A 13,689-nucleotide genomic window follows, 5' to 3' on the forward strand; every position below is an offset into this window, starting at 1 on the left:
GTTGTAGAGGCTGCTGATGTCGTCGAGGTTGTAGACCAGCATCATCACCCGGGAGCCCTCGCCGCCGAAATCCCAGCCGAGCGACGGCCCTTGCCAGAATACCTTATGGTCGCCGGCGTTCTTGGTGTAGAGCGTCCCCTCGCCATAGGTCAGGCCGCCGATGAGGGCCCCGGACCCCTCCTCGCCCAGCAGGTAGCCGTTCGGCAGGCCGTAGGACGCGAATATCTTCTCGACGACTGTGGCCAGGCCACCGGATGTCTCGCCGAAGAATTTATGACCGGAATCGATGATTTCCTGAGCTGTGTACTGTTGAGCCCGCGATGCCGCGGTCGAAAGGATCAAAGCCCCTAGGAGTGTGATGGTCACGGTAAGGACACGGACGAATGTCCGGTCGTAGTATCGGGAAAACATGCTTCCAATCTCCGTCAGGGAGCACTTTCGCCGACGCCTCGCACCCTTGCGGCTCTTGGCGGCCGTTCAGGGTGGCTATCACGGGCAAACTATGCCGTAATCCTTTTTCAACCATTAAGCTCCCACACGAAGATGGCGGTTCGAAGGCTGGGCTTTAGCCCCGACCACCGGTTTTCCCCCCGTGAACGCACCATTTTCAGGCTCGGCAATTTGGATTTGTTGCTGCGCGCTCAGGCGCTGTGTATTCAGAAAGCCTTGGGGAGGCACGTGATTCGTGTGGGCGGGCGCGAAAACGGTCGCTCAGCCGTGAACAAGTGACTTAAGCAGGGATTTCACCGATGGCCGAGCTCTTCACTCTTTCCGCGCCCGATCTCGCAGCGCTGCTTTGCAGCCGCGTCTGCCACGACATCATTTCGCCGGTCGGCGCAATCAACAACGGCCTGGAACTGCTCGACGAAGGCGGCGCCGACGAAGACGCCATGAAGCTCATTCGCCAGAGCGCCAAAAACGCCTCGGCGCGGCTGCAGTTTGCCCGCATAGCCTTCGGCGCCGCGGGTTCCGCCGGGATGATGATCGACACCGGTGATGCCGAAGCCGTGGCCATCGCCTTCTTGAAGAACGAAAAACCGGAACTTGTATGGAACGGCTCGCGCGCGCTGCTGCCCAAGAACAAGGTCAAGCTGCTGCTCAACCTCATTCTTGTCGCCCATGCGGCGATCCCGCGCGGCGGCAAGCTGGTGATCACGCTGGAAAACCTCGAAACCGAACCGCGCTTTTCGCTGTCGGCCAGTGGACCGATGCTGCGCGTGCCGCCGAAATTCCTCGAACTGCATTCCGGGCATAAGCCGGAGGAGCCGATCGACGCCCATTCGGTCCAGCCTTACTACACGCTGCTCCTGGCGCGCGAGGCCAACATGACGATCTCGATCCACGCGACTCCCGAAGAGATCGTGCTGACGGCCGCCTAAGAAAATAGAAGTATCTCTTATTGCTAATATTTGCGGCGGCTGTGCAGATCGAGCAATGCCGGCCGTGATCCATGTAACAGCGTCGTGACCAAAAACCGCGCGATGCCCTGTTTGGAAAAACTTTACCTAACGGCTTTTCAGCTTCTTTACCAGATTGGCCTATGATCATCGCCGGTTACCCGGAGGCTGCCGGTTCGGCAGATGGCAAAGAGGATCCGGACATGAAGCGTTGCCTTTTCGTCGATGATTCGAGCGTCATCAGGAAGGTCGCTAAACGTATTCTTGGCGGCTCGGACATCATTGTCGTCGAGGCGTCGACCGGGGTCGAGGCTACCGAAATCTGCGCCGACGGCATGCCGGACGTCATCGTCATCGACGGCGGGCTGGCCGACGTCCAGGCGGTGGACCTTATTCGCCGCATCCGCGCTATGGAAGCTCCCATCAAGCCCCAGATCCTGGTCTCGCTGGTCGAGGTCGATGTGGCCGCGATCATGCGCGCCAAGCGCGCCGGCGCACAGGGCTATCTGCTGAAGCCCTTCAACCGCGCGCAGTTGCTCGAAAGCTTCCGTTTCCTCAAGATCGCCGCCTAATTCGCAGGGAGCGGTCCAACAAAAAACCCGGCCTGAGCCGGGTTTTTGCTTGAAACCGTTTGGATCGCTTACGCGCTGACGCGGATATCTTCCGGTTCGCGCAGCACATAGCCGCGGCCCCACACCGTCTCGATGTAGTTCTGGCCACCGGATGCCGCGTCGAGCTTCTTGCGCAGCTTGCAGATGAAGACGTCGATGATCTTCAGCTCCGGCTCGTCCATGCCGCCATAGAGATGGTTGAGGAACATTTCCTTGGTGAGCGTGGTGCCCTTGCGCAGCGAGAGCAGCTCCAGCATCTGATATTCCTTGCCGGTCAGGTGCACGCGCTGACCGCCGACCTCGACGGTCTTGGCGTCGAGATTGACCACCAGGTCGCCCGTGGTGATGACCGACTGGGCGTGGCCCTTGGAGCGGCGCACGATGGCGTGGATGCGCGCCACCAGTTCGTCCTTGTGGAACGGCTTGGTCATATAATCGTCGGCGCCGAAGCCGAGGCCGCGCACTTTGTCCTCGATACCGGCCATGCCGGACAGGATCAGGATCGGCGTCTTGACCTTGGAGAGGCGCAGCGTGCGCAGGACTTCATAACCCGACATGTCGGGGAGATTGAGATCCAGAAGGATGATGTCGTAATCGTAGAGCTTGCCGAGGTCGACACCTTCTTCGCCGAGATCGGTCGTATAGACGTTGAAGCTCTCCGATTTCAGCATCAATTCGATGCTCTGTGCGGTTGCACTGTCATCTTCAATCAGCAGAACACGCATTTCATTCCCCTTTTCTGCTGCCGGGCCGTGTCACGACCCGTCCGGGACCCGGAGCAGTGATTGCCTGAACAGAAGGTGCCACCGACTGGTTAACAAATCCTAATTTCGTGTCATACACGATACCAGATTTTTTAACCCCTTTCTACACCCACTTGAATCTAATAACGAATCACATACGCAAACCGCTAATGCACCACATCAAAAAGTCAGCCTAAGTGACTCCAGAGACTCGCTGGCCTGGGCTTCCGCCGAGAGCCGGAAATTTTTACCCGGCCTTAAGTCCTCGCCCGTATGATTAACAATGCCCGTAAACGAATGGTTACCGCCGGCGAAAATCTTTAGGGCTTTGTTTCCTATAGCCCAGGGAAAGCCGGGGGAAACGGGCGGCGCTTGGGTCGTTCCGGGCGGACTGGACGGTATTGCAGGTGTGCGTTTGCGGAGTATCGAATCATGAAGTCACGTGAAAACCTCGTTCGGCTGAAGCAATTTCAGGTGAATGAGAAGCGGCGGCAGCTCTTGCAGCTGGACATGATGATCGCCGAGTTCGAACGCATGGCCGTTGAGCTGGAAGCGCAGATCATCGCCGAAGAGAAAAAAGCCGGCATCACCGACATCAACCATTTCGCCTATCCGACCTTCGCCAAAGCGGCCCGCCTTCGCCGCGACAACCTTAGAAATTCGCAAAGCGACCTCGCCCAGCAGCGAAGCACTGCCGAATCATTACTCGGCGAAGCTGAAGCGGAGCTTTCCAAGGCGGAGATGCTGGAATCGCGCGACACCAAGATCCGCGACGCCGAAATAGGCGGCCGCAGCGCCATGATCGGCTGATTGCCGGCATATTGCAGTCATTGCGGCAGACATATCGAGCCGGAGGCATTCCGCCGGCAGCTTCAGCACCGCCAGCCGGTCGAATCAGCCTCTCGCCTGCTTCAGGACACGGCCATCTCGTCATGATCAGCCGATGCCCGGGCTCGGGCTTCCTTGATTTCCGGCGCATGCTCTTCGGCCCATGAGCGTATCTGGCTGAGCAGCCCCGCCAGGTTCTGGCCAAGCTCCGTGAGTTCATACTCCACGCGCGGCGGAATGACGGGAAACATCTCGCGCCGCACAAGACCGTCGCGCTCCAGCACACGCAGCGTCTGGGTCAGCATCTTGGGCGTGATGCCTTCCATCTTGCGCGCCAGCTCGCCATTGCGCAACCGGCCGCGCCGCAGCGCGCAGACGGTAAGATAAACCCATTTGCTGGCCAGCATCTCGAGCACGGTGTGCGACGGGCAGGTGCGCCGGAACGCGTCGTAACCGAGCGGTGAAACATCTTCACTATCCATAGGGTGCCTATATATCAAAAAGGTGCATACTCGACAATCAGCTATTACTATCCAAAAGATAGCGGCACATCCACTTGAACAGGAGGCGTTCATGCGTGCCGTTGTCCAGACTTCCGTCGGCGGACCCGAGGTCCTTTTCGTCGCCGAGCAGCCTGACCCCGCGCCCAAGCCCGGCGAGGTGCTCGTGCGCGTCAAGGCGGCGGGCATCAACCCAGTCGACGGCGCCGTGCGCGGCGGTTCCCACCCACTGCTCGGCGAGCCGCCCTTCATTCTCGGCTGGGATATTTCAGGAATCGTCGCCGCGCTCGGCGCCGGCGTGACCGCCTTCAAGGTCGGCGACGCGGTATTCGGCATGCCGCGCTTTCCCAAGCAGGCTGGAGCCTATGCCGAGCTTGCCGCGGCGCCGGTGGACGAGATAGCCGCGAAGCCCGCGGCCATCGACCACGCGCATGCCGCGGCCTTGCCGCTCGCCGGCCTGACGGCCTGGCAGGGCCTCGTCCGCCACGGCCGCCTGCAGGCGGGCCAACGCGCGCTGATCCATGCCGGTGCCGGCGGCGTCGGCCACCTGGCGGTGCAGATCGCCAAGGCGCTTGGCGCCTACGTCATTGCCACGGCCAGTCCAGGCAAAACGGATTTCGTCCGCGCGCTCGGCGCCGACGAGGTGATCGACTACGCCAAGGACGATTTCACGGGGAAAGTCGGCAATGTCGATCTGGTTCTGGATCCGATCGGCGGCGACCATGCCGACCAGTCGCTGGCAGTCCTGCGTGACGGCGGCGTTCTGGTTTCGCTGCTCAACGTTCACGATGCCACCAGGGCGAAGGCCAGCGCGCGCGGTATCCACGTCGAGCGCATGTCCGTGGTGCCCGACCGCGATGGTCTGGTCGAGCTTGCCAAGCTGGTGGATGCAGGCAAGCTCTCGCCACATGTGGCGAAGACCTTCCCGCTCGACCAGGCGGGAGCAGCCCATGCATTTTTGACCACCCGACCAATTGGCAAGGTCGTGCTGACGGTCTGAGGTTTTACAAAAGCGAAAAGGGCGCGGAACGTCGCGCCCTTTTCGTTAATGTCTGTCCAGCCTAGTGCCGGTATTGCTGGATCCGCGTGGTGCGCAGCCCGGCAAGGCCGTATTCGTCGATCGATGCCTGCCAGGATAGAAATTCTTCGGTGGTGAGCTTGTAGCGCTGGCAGGCTTCCTCAAGGCTGAGCAGGCCGCCGCGCACCGCTGCGACAACTTCCGCCTTGCGCCGGATAACCCAGCGCCGCGTGTTCGTCGGCGGCAGATCGGCGATGGTAAGAGGGCTGCCGTCGGGCCCAATAACATACTTGACTCTAGGTCTAACCAGATCGGTCATCGTACTCTCTACTAAAAACTCAAAGACCCAATCCCCGCCACAGTACCGCCACAGCTTTAAAAATTGCCTAAGCGAACCCTAATCACTAGGTAAGGATCGTGAACGCCCGGTTAGGATATCGTTTAGAATTTGAAACACCGGCCTCCAGGCCCTGAAATTGCCGGTAATTTCGTCCTGGGCCGCAAGCTGGCGCAGGCGGGGCGCTTGACCTATATTCCGGCCATTGGCATTGAGCGCCGCACAGTGAAAGCACCATGAACAGCCTCAACCTCCCTCGCCGCCCAGAAGAAACCCGCGTCGTCGTCGCGATGTCGGGCGGTGTCGATTCGTCCGTGGTCGCGGGCATCCTGAAGCGTGAAGGCTATGACGTCGTCGGCGTGACGCTGCAGCTCTACGATCACGGCGCCGCCACCCATCGCGCCGGTTCGTGCTGCGCCGGCCAGGACATAGACGACGCCCGCCGCGTTTCCGAAACGCTCGGCATTCCGCATTATGTGCTCGACTATGAGGAGCGTTTCCGCAAGGCGGTCATCGATCCCTTTGCCGAGAGCTACGTCGCCGGCGAGACGCCGATCCCTTGCGTATCGTGCAATCAGACGGTGAAGTTCGCCGACCTTCTGGCCACCGCGCAGGATCTCGGCGCCGACGCCTTGGCCACCGGCCACTACATCCGCTCGCGCGCCAACGGCGCGCATCGCGCCCTCTACCGGCCGGTCGACGCCGACCGCGACCAGAGCTATTTCCTGTTCGCCACCACGCAGGCGCAGATCGATTATCTGCGATTTCCCCTCGGCGGCCTGTCCAAGCCGCAGGTCCGCGCCATTGCCGAGGAGATGGGGCTGACCGTCGCCGCCAAGCAGGACAGCCAGGACATCTGCTTCGTCCCGCAGGGCAGATATTCCGACATCATCGCCAAGCTGAAGCCCGCGGCCGCCAACCCAGGCGACATCGTCCATATCGATGGCCGCGTGCTCGGCCGCCACGAAGGCATCCTGCGCTACACCATCGGCCAGCGCCGCGGCATCGGCATCGCCTCCGGCGAGCCGCTCTATGTCGTCCATCTCGACGCCGACCGGGCGCGCGTCATCGTCGGCCCACGCGAGGCGCTGGAGACGCACAAGATCTATCTGCGCGCCATGAACTGGCTTGGCGACGGGCCGCTGTCGGACGTTCCGGCCGGCGGCATCGAGCTCTTCGCAAAAGTCCGCTCGACCAGGCCGCCGCGCCCGGCCGTGCTGCATCACCGCAACGGCGTGACGTCGGTCGAGCTGGCCGACGGCGAGTCCGGCATCGCGCCCGGACAGGCCTGCGTGCTCTATTCCGACGACGGCAACGAGGCGCGGGTGTTCGGCGGCGGTTTCATCGAGCGTTCCGAGCGTGGCGCCGAGGCCGAGGCCATGCTGTCCAGGCTTGCGGCGAGGCCGGCGCAGATTCCCGCCGAGTGAGTTCTTAGTCTTATCGTCGCTGCTTCAGGACGGCTCAGACCGACGAGCCGGTGTGTATGACCGTGCCGGCGGTCAGGATGCGCAGCACCCGGATCGCTTCCTCGCCATCGGTGCGCGGCTCGGCGCGCGTCTCGATGCATTGCATGAAATGGGCAAGCTCGCGCGTCAGCGGCATGCCCTCGCCGACCGGCACGTAGGAGGGCTCGTTGGCCGTGAACGCCCATTGGCCGCTGTCCTGCCAGACCGCGTGGCGGTAGACAGCAAGCTTGCGCTCCCAGGGCTCGACGTCGTCGAACACGGCCATCGCCTTGGTGCCGACGACCGTCAGCCGCCGCTCCCGATAGGGATTGAGGCGCGAGGCGAAGAGATGGCTGCGCAGGCCGTTCGGGAAGCGCATATGCAGATGCGCGAAGTCGCTGAGATTGTCGAGCAGCGCCGCGCCCTCGCCCCTCACCTCGATCGGCTCGGTGCCGGTGATGGCCAGGATCATCGACAAGTCGTGCGGCGCAAGGTCCCAGAGCGCGTCGTTCTCGGTGTGAAACTTGCCGAGACCGAGCCGGTGCGAATGGATGTAGCGAACCTCGCCGAGCTCGCCATTGTCGATCAGCCCTTTCAGCGTCTCGAAGGCCGGATGGAAGCGCAGCACATGGCCGACCATGAAGACACGGCCATTGTCCTTGGCCGCCTTCACCGCGCGCTCGGCGTCCGCGACGGTCAGCGCGATCGGCTTCTCCACCAGCACGTCCTTGCCGCTTTCGACGGCCCGCACGGCGGTGTCGGCATGGAATTGCGGCGGCAGCGCCATGACGATGGCGTCGATATCGTTTCTCTCGAACAGCCTGTCCGGCTCGATCGCCAGGCAGTCCTGCTCGCTGGCGAAACCTTCGGCGCGGGCGCGGTTGACGTCGGAAACGGCATAGAGCGCGCCAAGCGCCTTGAGGGTGCGGATATGGTTGCTGCCCCAGTATCCGCAACCGAGGACGGCGATGCGCGGCTTCATTCGTTCAAACTCTAGAATTTCATGGCCGAGACATAGCGACGTGCCCCGCCGAACTCAACCCCGGGAGATGTCCTGAGTGTCTGTCCGGCAAAGCTTTTCTGGGATGAGATTGGGCCGGCCGGATTATGCCCACATGTCGGCCTCATCCAAGCTTGACAGGCTCACCCTCCCAACCTTATATCCGCGCGACCTTGGCGAACGCCTCGCGACGCCCGTTCCTTCTGGACGGTTTTCCGGGCCATTTGCCACCCTGGCGGGGTAGCTCAGTTGGTTAGAGCACGGGAATCATAATCCTGGGGTCGGGGGTTCAAGTCCCTCTCCCGCTACCATCTTCCCCCTACTCCTTGGACGCTGTGGGGAAGGCGTTGTTGCCAAGAGTGCCGTCATCCGACCAGCGATTTCGACTTCAACGCGCCGGTTTTCGAGGATCTCGAAACACCGTAACGGTTTCGATCAGGCCACGCATTGCCCCTGCACATCCGGAATCGCCAGGAAGCAATGCCCTTGGCACGCCCCGTCCGAAGTTGGTTCAGTTGCCCCTCGTAGCGGGCGAGCACCGCAGGGTGCAGCACGATCGGTCGCAGCGGGTACCCGATGCAACCCTGCCAAAATGCTCTTGGGCTCTTCGTTCAGCGTTGTTGATTGCGGTCCCAGCACGGTTGGGTCGCCATGGCCCTTCGCAATGGCGTTGACCAGCCGCTCCCATCTCCTGAGACAACTCCCCCTCTACGGCTCGTCCCTCTCATCGCGCAGATTGGACACAACGCGGCGGTTCTGCGACCTGCAGGCGGTGTCGGGACAGTCGCGGACCAGCCTGTCCTTGCCGTAGCCCTTCGCCCACATGCGGCTGCGGTCTATGCCGCCGGCGGCGAGGTAGTCCATCACTGCATCGGCGCGCTGCTGCGACAGCGCCGTTTCGTTTGCGCCGGGATCGTCGGCGAAACCCTGCAGCTTGAGCAGCCAGCGCGGATACTTTGCTAACCAGGCGATCTGGGTGTCGAGGGTGGTCTTGGCGACAGAATCGAGCGCGGCCGAACCTTTCGTGAAATAGGTGCGGCGGCCGACATTAAGGATAAAATCCTCCTCACTGCCCGGCTGCACGTTCTGGAAGGCGGCAATCTCGGCGTTGGTGACGTCGGGCGTGGAAGGGGCCAGCGTGTTGCTGGTCGAGCAGGATGCGGTCAGCACCAGTAGGCTGGCGGCGAGCAGCCGGCGGGTGTTTTCAATCATGCGGTCCATGAGGCGCCATCATTCGACAGAGGTGGAAGCGGGCGCCTGGTCGGCGATGTGCGGCAGGACTTCCACCGCGGTGCCGATCGGGCACCGCTGGTAAAGGTCGATTATGTCTTCCGGGAACATGCGGATGCAGCCGCTGGAAGCGTCGGTGCCGATGCTCCATGGCTCCAGCGTACCGTGCAGGCGGTAGCCGATGTCGGCGCCGTCGCGGTACAGATAGAGCGCGCGTGGCCCGAGCGGATTGTTGGACGCGCCGCCTGCGATCATGTCCGGCAGTTCCGGCCTGCGCTTACGCATTTCGGGCGGCGGGACCCATTGCGGCCATAGCGCGCGGCGCTCGATCGTCGCGCGACCGTACCATTTGAAGCCTTCCTTGCCGACGCCGACGCCGTAGCGGATGGCGGTCTTGTTTTCCATGATGAGGTAGAGGAAGTGGTGGCGGGTATCGACCACGACGGTGCCGACCGGCTCGCTGCTGAAATACTTGACGATCTGGCGATGCCATCTCTTGTCTATCTTGGCGAAGTTGGTCTTTCGATAGACGAAATTGTTGTCGATGGCGGTGCCGGCGAAAAAGGATTTCGCGGTCGCGGCTTGAACAATATTGCCGGTTGCACCGACCGCGACCAGCGCCAGGCCGCCGATCACGACACCCCTGCGTGATAGAACCATCGGCAATCCCCCATGCCTTAAGCCTAGCAAGACCATAGTTGAGAACTATTTCGCCTCAAAGTGGAAAATGCTGCAGTTTGCCGTGGAGCACGACTGCCTCCAGTGGTGGCAGGCACCAGCTTCTCCAATGCCCGTGGTAATTGGCCTGGTTGTGCTGATGGGCGTGGTAACCAAGACCTCCATTCTCTTGGTGGAATTACGCGCTCCTGCTGCGGCGCCCGGCCTTTCGGGTTTTGAGGCCCTGCTCGACGCAACCCATAAGCGGGCGCGCTCCATCGTCCCAATGCATTTCCGGAGCCCAAGATCGAGCTTAATTGAATTCCCCTTGGCGGCGGCCTATACGTCGGCCGATGGAAACCATAGCCAGCGCCCAGAGAGAAATCACTCCCCTGTCGGTCCGCGGCTCTCCCGCCCGGGAGGCTGCGCCGTTCCTGCCGATGAGCCGCGCCGAGATGGCGGCGCTCGGCTGGGATGAATGCGACATCGTGCTGGTCACGGGCGATGCCTATGTCGATCATCCGAGCTTCGGCATGGCGATCATCGGCCGTCTGCTCGAATCCCAGGGGTTTCGGGTCGGCATCATCTCGCAGCCCGACTGGCAGTCGGCCGAGCCGTTCAAGGCGCTGGGCAGGCCAAGGCTGTTCTTCGGCGTCACCGGCGGCAACCTCGATTCCATGGTCAACCGCTATACGTCGGATCGCAAGCTGCGCCATGATGACGCCTATACGGCGGGCGGCGAGGGCGGCAAGCGGCCGGACCGCTGCACGATCGTCTATACGCAGCGCTGCCGCGAGGCCTTCAAGGACGTGCCTATCGTGCTGGGCGGCATCGAAGCCTCGCTGCGCCGCATCGCCCACTACGACTACTGGTCCGACAAGGTGCGCCGCTCGATCCTGGCCGATGCCAAGGCCGACCTCTTGATCTACGGTAATGCCGAGCGCGCCGTCGTCGAGGTGGCGAACCGGCTCGCCGCCGGCGACACGCCACGCCAGCTCGACGCCATCAGGGGCGTCGCCCTGTTTCGCCGCGTGCCCGAGCATTTTACGGAACTCCATGCCGACGATCTCGATTCCGCCGACGAAGGCGCCAGCCGCAAGCCCGGCGATATCGCGATCCGGCTGCCATCGTTCGAGCAGGTCGAGGGCGATCGCGATGCCTATGCCCGCGCCTCGCGCGTGCTGCACCGCGAGGCCAATCCCGGCAATGCCCGCCCGCTCGTCCAGCGCCATGGCGACCGCGACCTGTGGCTCAATCCGCCGCCCATCCCGCTGACCTCCGAGGAGATGGACGCCGTCTACGACCTGCCCTATGCACGCGCGCCGCACCCGTCCTATGGCGACGCCAAGATCCCCGCCTGGGACATGATCAAGTTCTCGGTGACGGTGATGCGCGGCTGCTTCGGTGGCTGCACGTTCTGCTCGATCACCGAGCATGAAGGCCGCATCATCCAGAACCGCTCCGAGGGCTCGATCCTGCGCGAGATCGAGAAGATCCGCGACAAGACCCCGGGCTTCACCGGCGTGATCTCCGATATCGGCGGGCCGACCGCCAACATGTACCGGATGGCCTGCAAGGACCCCAAGATCGAGGCGGCCTGCCGCCTGCCGTCCTGCGTGTTTCCCGATATCTGCCCCAACCTCAACACCTCGCATGACGACCTGATCCGGCTCTACCGCAAGGTCCGCGAGGTCAAGGGCGTCAAGAAGGTGATGGTCGCCTCCGGCGTGCGTTATGACCTGGCCGTCAAGAGCCCGGAATATGTCAAGGAACTGGTGACCCACCACGTCGGCGGCTACCTCAAGATCGCGCCCGAGCACACCGAGCGCGGGCCGCTCGACAAGATGATGAAGCCGGGCATCGGCACCTATGACCGCTTCAAGGAGATGTTCGACGCAGCCGCCAAGGAAGCCGGCAAGAAATACTACCTCATTCCATATTTCATCGCCGCCCATCCCGGCACGACCGACGAGGACATGCTGCAGCTGGCGCTCTGGCTGAAGAAGAACCGCTACCGCGCCGACCAGGTGCAGACCTTCCTGCCTTCGCCCATGGCGACCGCGACGGCCATGTACCACACCGGCGTCAACACGCTGAAGGGCGTGCGGCGCGGCGCGACCGACAAGGTCGAGACCGTTCGCGGCGGGCGGCAGCGCCGGCTGCACAAAGCATTCCTGCGTTACCACGACCCCGACAATTGGCCACTGCTGCGCGATGCCCTGAAGGAGATGGGCCGCGCCGACCTGATCGGTCCCCGCCCCGACCAGCTCGTGCCTGCCCACCAGCCCCCCGGAACCGGCAAGGCCGCTGCCACCAAGCGCCCCGTGCGCCCGATCGGCAGAGGACAGAGATTCACCACCAAGGGCGTGCCGTTTCCAAAGAGGTGAGCCGTGACGCTCCGTCAGCATAGCTGATCTGCCGGGCGGCGATCCGAGCACAAGCAGATCCGATTTCGCCGGCAGCTTGGCGCCTTATGTCGGACGTTTAAGCTACGTTGAGCAGCTTTCAAAAGCGGACTTCGCCAGCGCCCGCACCGGTACTTCGCAGCTGAGGACCCACTGGACAGTCTCTGCGAGCTTCGGCCACCGCTTAACGGCGGTTGAAGCGGAAGTCATTGGCAGACGACGGGGAAGGCGTGATCGGGTCCTTTCTTTTGGGCCGACAAATCACACCCGCTAACACCAGAATGAGATCGGCTCTTGCGAGGCTGGACTATCAAACACGAATACCTGAAAGACATTAAGCCCAAACCCGCCTCTTGAAGGAGGAGAAAAAATGAAACGCATCGAGATGGAGATGAGCGGCGGCTGCCAGTGCGGTGCCGTGCGCTACCACGCAAGCGCTATGCTCGACAACTCGCATCTCTGCCATTGCCGCATGTGCCAGAAAGCCTCGGGCAACATCTTTGCCGCGCTCGTCGCCGCGCCCGATGAGGCGCTCACCTGGACACGCGGCAAGCCGAGCGTCTGGAAGAGCTCGGAGCTTGTCGAGCGCGGCTTCTGCGCCAATTGCGGCACGCCATTGTTCTTCCACCACCTCGAAAACGGTCGCACCAACCTGATGATTGGTTCGCTTGACGATCCGCACGCCTTCCCGCCGCTTGCCAGTACCTGCACCGAGAACATGGTGGCGTGGTTCGATACGATCACGGGCATAGAAAACACCGGTGCTACCGAAAATAACGGAGCCGACTGGGCCGCGGCGATCAAGGAGAGCAACAACCAGCACCCTGATCACGATACCACCTCGTGGGTGGTGAGGAGGCGTGATGGCTGAGTACTATTCCGGCGGTTGCCAGCGCGGCGCTGTCCATTGCCGCTAATTCGTGCCTCGAAGCAGCCGTCAGCTTCCGGCCCATTCGGGTCATTCAAAAAAGTGGTTCGCGAATGGCTATGGTGGCCCGGCCCGTGAGCGCGCCTTCTCGCTGCATGACGGCGGCAAAGAAGCCGTATCGTTGCGCGCGGGCGTCAGCGACAGATAGTCCGGATGAGATGAGTTCGCCAGCTGCGGCGCGGCCTCATTAAGCGGCACAACACGAAAGACTGGACACGCCGCCAGGAAAGCGGCCACCTGGTCCTCATTTTCCTCGGGCAGCATGGAGCATGTAGCGTAGACCACCCGTCCACCGGGCTTCACCAGGCGTGCCGCGCTCGCCAGGATCCGGGCCTGCAACGACACAAGCTTGTCCAGACCCTGTTCCTCCCGTGCGCGCCAGCGCGCGTCGGGATTGCGTCGCCAGGTGACGGTGCCGCTGCATGGCGCGTCGACCAGCACGCGATCGAAACCACCCTTGTGGCGCTTGATTCAGCCGTCTCGCCGGCCAGGAGCCTCGTCTCGATATTGTGCAATCCGGCCTGGGCCGCGCCGACCTGATCGGTCCCCGCCCCGATCAGCTCGTGCCTGCCCACCAGCCGCCCGGCCCC

General features: G+C 62.6%; 15 protein-coding genes and 1 tRNA gene. 8 read left to right on the plus strand and 8 right to left on the minus strand.

The features are described from left to right. The coding region (locus EOA24_RS10990; RefSeq protein ID WP_127409791.1) for an EipA family protein at positions 1-411 on the minus strand (411 nt) is incomplete at its 3' end. Between the two features lie 338 nt (positions 412-749). Between EOA24_RS10990 and EOA24_RS10995 the strand changes: the two genes are divergently transcribed. Together EOA24_RS10995 and EOA24_RS11000 are read left to right on the plus strand one after the other, a co-directional pair. Continuing rightward, the gene (locus EOA24_RS10995; protein ID WP_042640350.1) at positions 750-1,379 is read left to right on the plus strand and encodes a histidine phosphotransferase family protein; all 630 of its coding nucleotides are present in this window, start codon (positions 750-752) and stop codon (positions 1,377-1,379) included. Between the two features lie 221 nt (positions 1,380-1,600). Further along, entirely contained in the window at positions 1,601-1,969 is a 369-nt protein-coding gene (locus tag EOA24_RS11000; protein WP_126081579.1) for a response regulator, read from the plus strand. Positions 1,970-2,037: 68 nt separating this feature from the next. On the opposite strand, the gene ctrA is transcribed toward EOA24_RS11000, so the two are convergent. Continuing rightward, a complete protein-coding gene (gene ctrA / locus EOA24_RS11005; protein ID WP_006203583.1) occupies positions 2,038-2,733 on the minus strand; it encodes a cell cycle two-component system response regulator CtrA in 696 nt (231 codons plus the stop codon). 450 nt (positions 2,734-3,183) lie between these two features. Between ctrA and EOA24_RS11010 the strand changes: the two genes are divergently transcribed. Next, entirely contained in the window at positions 3,184-3,561 is a 378-nt protein-coding gene (locus EOA24_RS11010; protein WP_126064596.1) for a flagellar export protein FliJ, read from the plus strand. 101 nt (positions 3,562-3,662) lie between these two features. On the opposite strand, the gene EOA24_RS11015 is transcribed toward EOA24_RS11010, so the two are convergent. Beyond that, on the minus strand, positions 3,663-4,061 hold the full coding sequence (locus tag EOA24_RS11015; RefSeq protein WP_126081578.1) for a helix-turn-helix domain-containing protein: 399 nt from the start codon (positions 4,059-4,061) through the stop codon (positions 3,663-3,665). Between the two features lie 91 nt (positions 4,062-4,152). On the opposite strand from EOA24_RS11015, the gene EOA24_RS11020 reads away from it, so the two are divergent. Continuing rightward, positions 4,153-5,079 carry an NADP-dependent oxidoreductase gene (locus tag EOA24_RS11020; RefSeq protein WP_126081577.1) on the plus strand — a complete coding sequence of 309 codons (927 nt, stop codon included), beginning with the start codon at positions 4,153-4,155 and terminating at the stop codon, positions 5,077-5,079. 61 nt (positions 5,080-5,140) lie between these two features. Here the strand turns inward: EOA24_RS11020 and EOA24_RS11025 are convergent, their stop codons facing one another. Continuing rightward, positions 5,141-5,416 (minus strand): DUF1153 domain-containing protein, encoded by a 276-nt coding sequence (locus tag EOA24_RS11025; RefSeq protein WP_006203587.1) that lies wholly within the window; start codon positions 5,414-5,416, stop codon positions 5,141-5,143. Positions 5,417-5,670: 254 nt separating this feature from the next. Between EOA24_RS11025 and mnmA the strand changes: the two genes are divergently transcribed. After that, positions 5,671-6,861, plus strand: coding sequence for a tRNA 2-thiouridine(34) synthase MnmA (mnmA, locus tag EOA24_RS11030; protein ID WP_126081576.1), 1,191 nt, complete (start codon positions 5,671-5,673; stop codon positions 6,859-6,861). Positions 6,862-6,895: 34 nt separating this feature from the next. Here the strand turns inward: mnmA and EOA24_RS11035 are convergent, their stop codons facing one another. Further along, positions 6,896-7,861 (minus strand): Gfo/Idh/MocA family oxidoreductase, encoded by a 966-nt coding sequence (locus EOA24_RS11035; protein WP_126081575.1) that lies wholly within the window; start codon positions 7,859-7,861, stop codon positions 6,896-6,898. Positions 7,862-8,113: 252 nt separating this feature from the next. Between EOA24_RS11035 and EOA24_RS11040 the strand changes: the two genes are divergently transcribed. Then, a tRNA-Met gene (locus tag EOA24_RS11040) sits at positions 8,114-8,190 on the plus strand. Between the two features lie 397 nt (positions 8,191-8,587). Here EOA24_RS11040 and EOA24_RS11045 read toward each other — a convergent pair. After that, positions 8,588-9,100, minus strand: a complete 513-nt coding sequence (locus EOA24_RS11045) for an OmpA family protein (RefSeq protein ID WP_127409792.1) — start codon at positions 9,098-9,100, stop codon at positions 8,588-8,590. 9 nt (positions 9,101-9,109) lie between these two features. Continuing rightward, a complete protein-coding gene (locus EOA24_RS11050) occupies positions 9,110-9,769 on the minus strand; it encodes a L,D-transpeptidase (RefSeq protein WP_126081573.1) in 660 nt (219 codons plus the stop codon). 350 nt (positions 9,770-10,119) lie between these two features. Here EOA24_RS11050 and EOA24_RS11055 point away from each other — a divergent pair, with 350 nt between their 5' ends. Together EOA24_RS11055 and EOA24_RS11060 are read left to right on the plus strand one after the other, a co-directional pair. Then, the gene (locus EOA24_RS11055; RefSeq protein WP_126081572.1) at positions 10,120-12,153 is read left to right on the plus strand and encodes a YgiQ family radical SAM protein; all 2,034 of its coding nucleotides are present in this window, start codon (positions 10,120-10,122) and stop codon (positions 12,151-12,153) included. A 388-nt stretch (positions 12,154-12,541) separates the two neighbouring features. Beyond that, positions 12,542-13,042 carry a GFA family protein gene (locus tag EOA24_RS11060; protein WP_126081571.1) on the plus strand — a complete coding sequence of 167 codons (501 nt, stop codon included), beginning with the start codon at positions 12,542-12,544 and terminating at the stop codon, positions 13,040-13,042. A 114-nt stretch (positions 13,043-13,156) separates the two neighbouring features. Here the strand turns inward: EOA24_RS11060 and EOA24_RS11065 are convergent, their stop codons facing one another. Further along, positions 13,157-13,540 (minus strand): hypothetical protein, encoded by a 384-nt coding sequence (locus tag EOA24_RS11065; protein WP_245466966.1) that lies wholly within the window; start codon positions 13,538-13,540, stop codon positions 13,157-13,159. Positions 13,541-13,689: the final 149 nt, after the last annotated feature.

Source organism: Mesorhizobium sp. M2A.F.Ca.ET.039.01.1.1 (assembly GCF_003998035.1).
GTDB lineage: Bacteria > Pseudomonadota > Alphaproteobacteria > Rhizobiales > Rhizobiaceae > Mesorhizobium.

What these genes read in the sequence shown, in the direction of transcription:
- EOA24_RS10995 (WP_042640350.1), top strand. Translation starts at nt 750, where the DNA reads ATGGCCGAGCTCTTCACTCTTTCCGCGCCCGATCTCGCAGCGCTGCTT.
- EOA24_RS11000 (WP_126081579.1), top strand. Translation starts at nt 1,601, where the DNA reads ATGAAGCGTTGCCTTTTCGTCGATGATTCGAGCGTCATCAGGAAGGTC.
- ctrA (WP_006203583.1), bottom strand. Translation starts at nt 2,733, where the DNA reads ATGCGTGTTCTGCTGATTGAAGATGACAGTGCAACCGCACAGAGCATC.
- EOA24_RS11010 (WP_126064596.1), top strand. Translation starts at nt 3,184, where the DNA reads ATGAAGTCACGTGAAAACCTCGTTCGGCTGAAGCAATTTCAGGTGAAT.
- EOA24_RS11015 (WP_126081578.1), bottom strand. Translation starts at nt 4,061, where the DNA reads ATGGATAGTGAAGATGTTTCACCGCTCGGTTACGACGCGTTCCGGCGC.
- EOA24_RS11020 (WP_126081577.1), top strand. Translation starts at nt 4,153, where the DNA reads ATGCGTGCCGTTGTCCAGACTTCCGTCGGCGGACCCGAGGTCCTTTTC.
- EOA24_RS11025 (WP_006203587.1), bottom strand. Translation starts at nt 5,416, where the DNA reads ATGACCGATCTGGTTAGACCTAGAGTCAAGTATGTTATTGGGCCCGAC.
- mnmA (WP_126081576.1), top strand. Translation starts at nt 5,671, where the DNA reads ATGAACAGCCTCAACCTCCCTCGCCGCCCAGAAGAAACCCGCGTCGTC.
- EOA24_RS11035 (WP_126081575.1), bottom strand. Translation starts at nt 7,861, where the DNA reads ATGAAGCCGCGCATCGCCGTCCTCGGTTGCGGATACTGGGGCAGCAAC.
- EOA24_RS11045 (WP_127409792.1), bottom strand. Translation starts at nt 9,100, where the DNA reads ATGGACCGCATGATTGAAAACACCCGCCGGCTGCTCGCCGCCAGCCTA.
- EOA24_RS11050 (WP_126081573.1), bottom strand. Translation starts at nt 9,769, where the DNA reads ATGGTTCTATCACGCAGGGGTGTCGTGATCGGCGGCCTGGCGCTGGTC.
- EOA24_RS11055 (WP_126081572.1), top strand. Translation starts at nt 10,120, where the DNA reads ATGGAAACCATAGCCAGCGCCCAGAGAGAAATCACTCCCCTGTCGGTC.
- EOA24_RS11060 (WP_126081571.1), top strand. Translation starts at nt 12,542, where the DNA reads ATGAAACGCATCGAGATGGAGATGAGCGGCGGCTGCCAGTGCGGTGCC.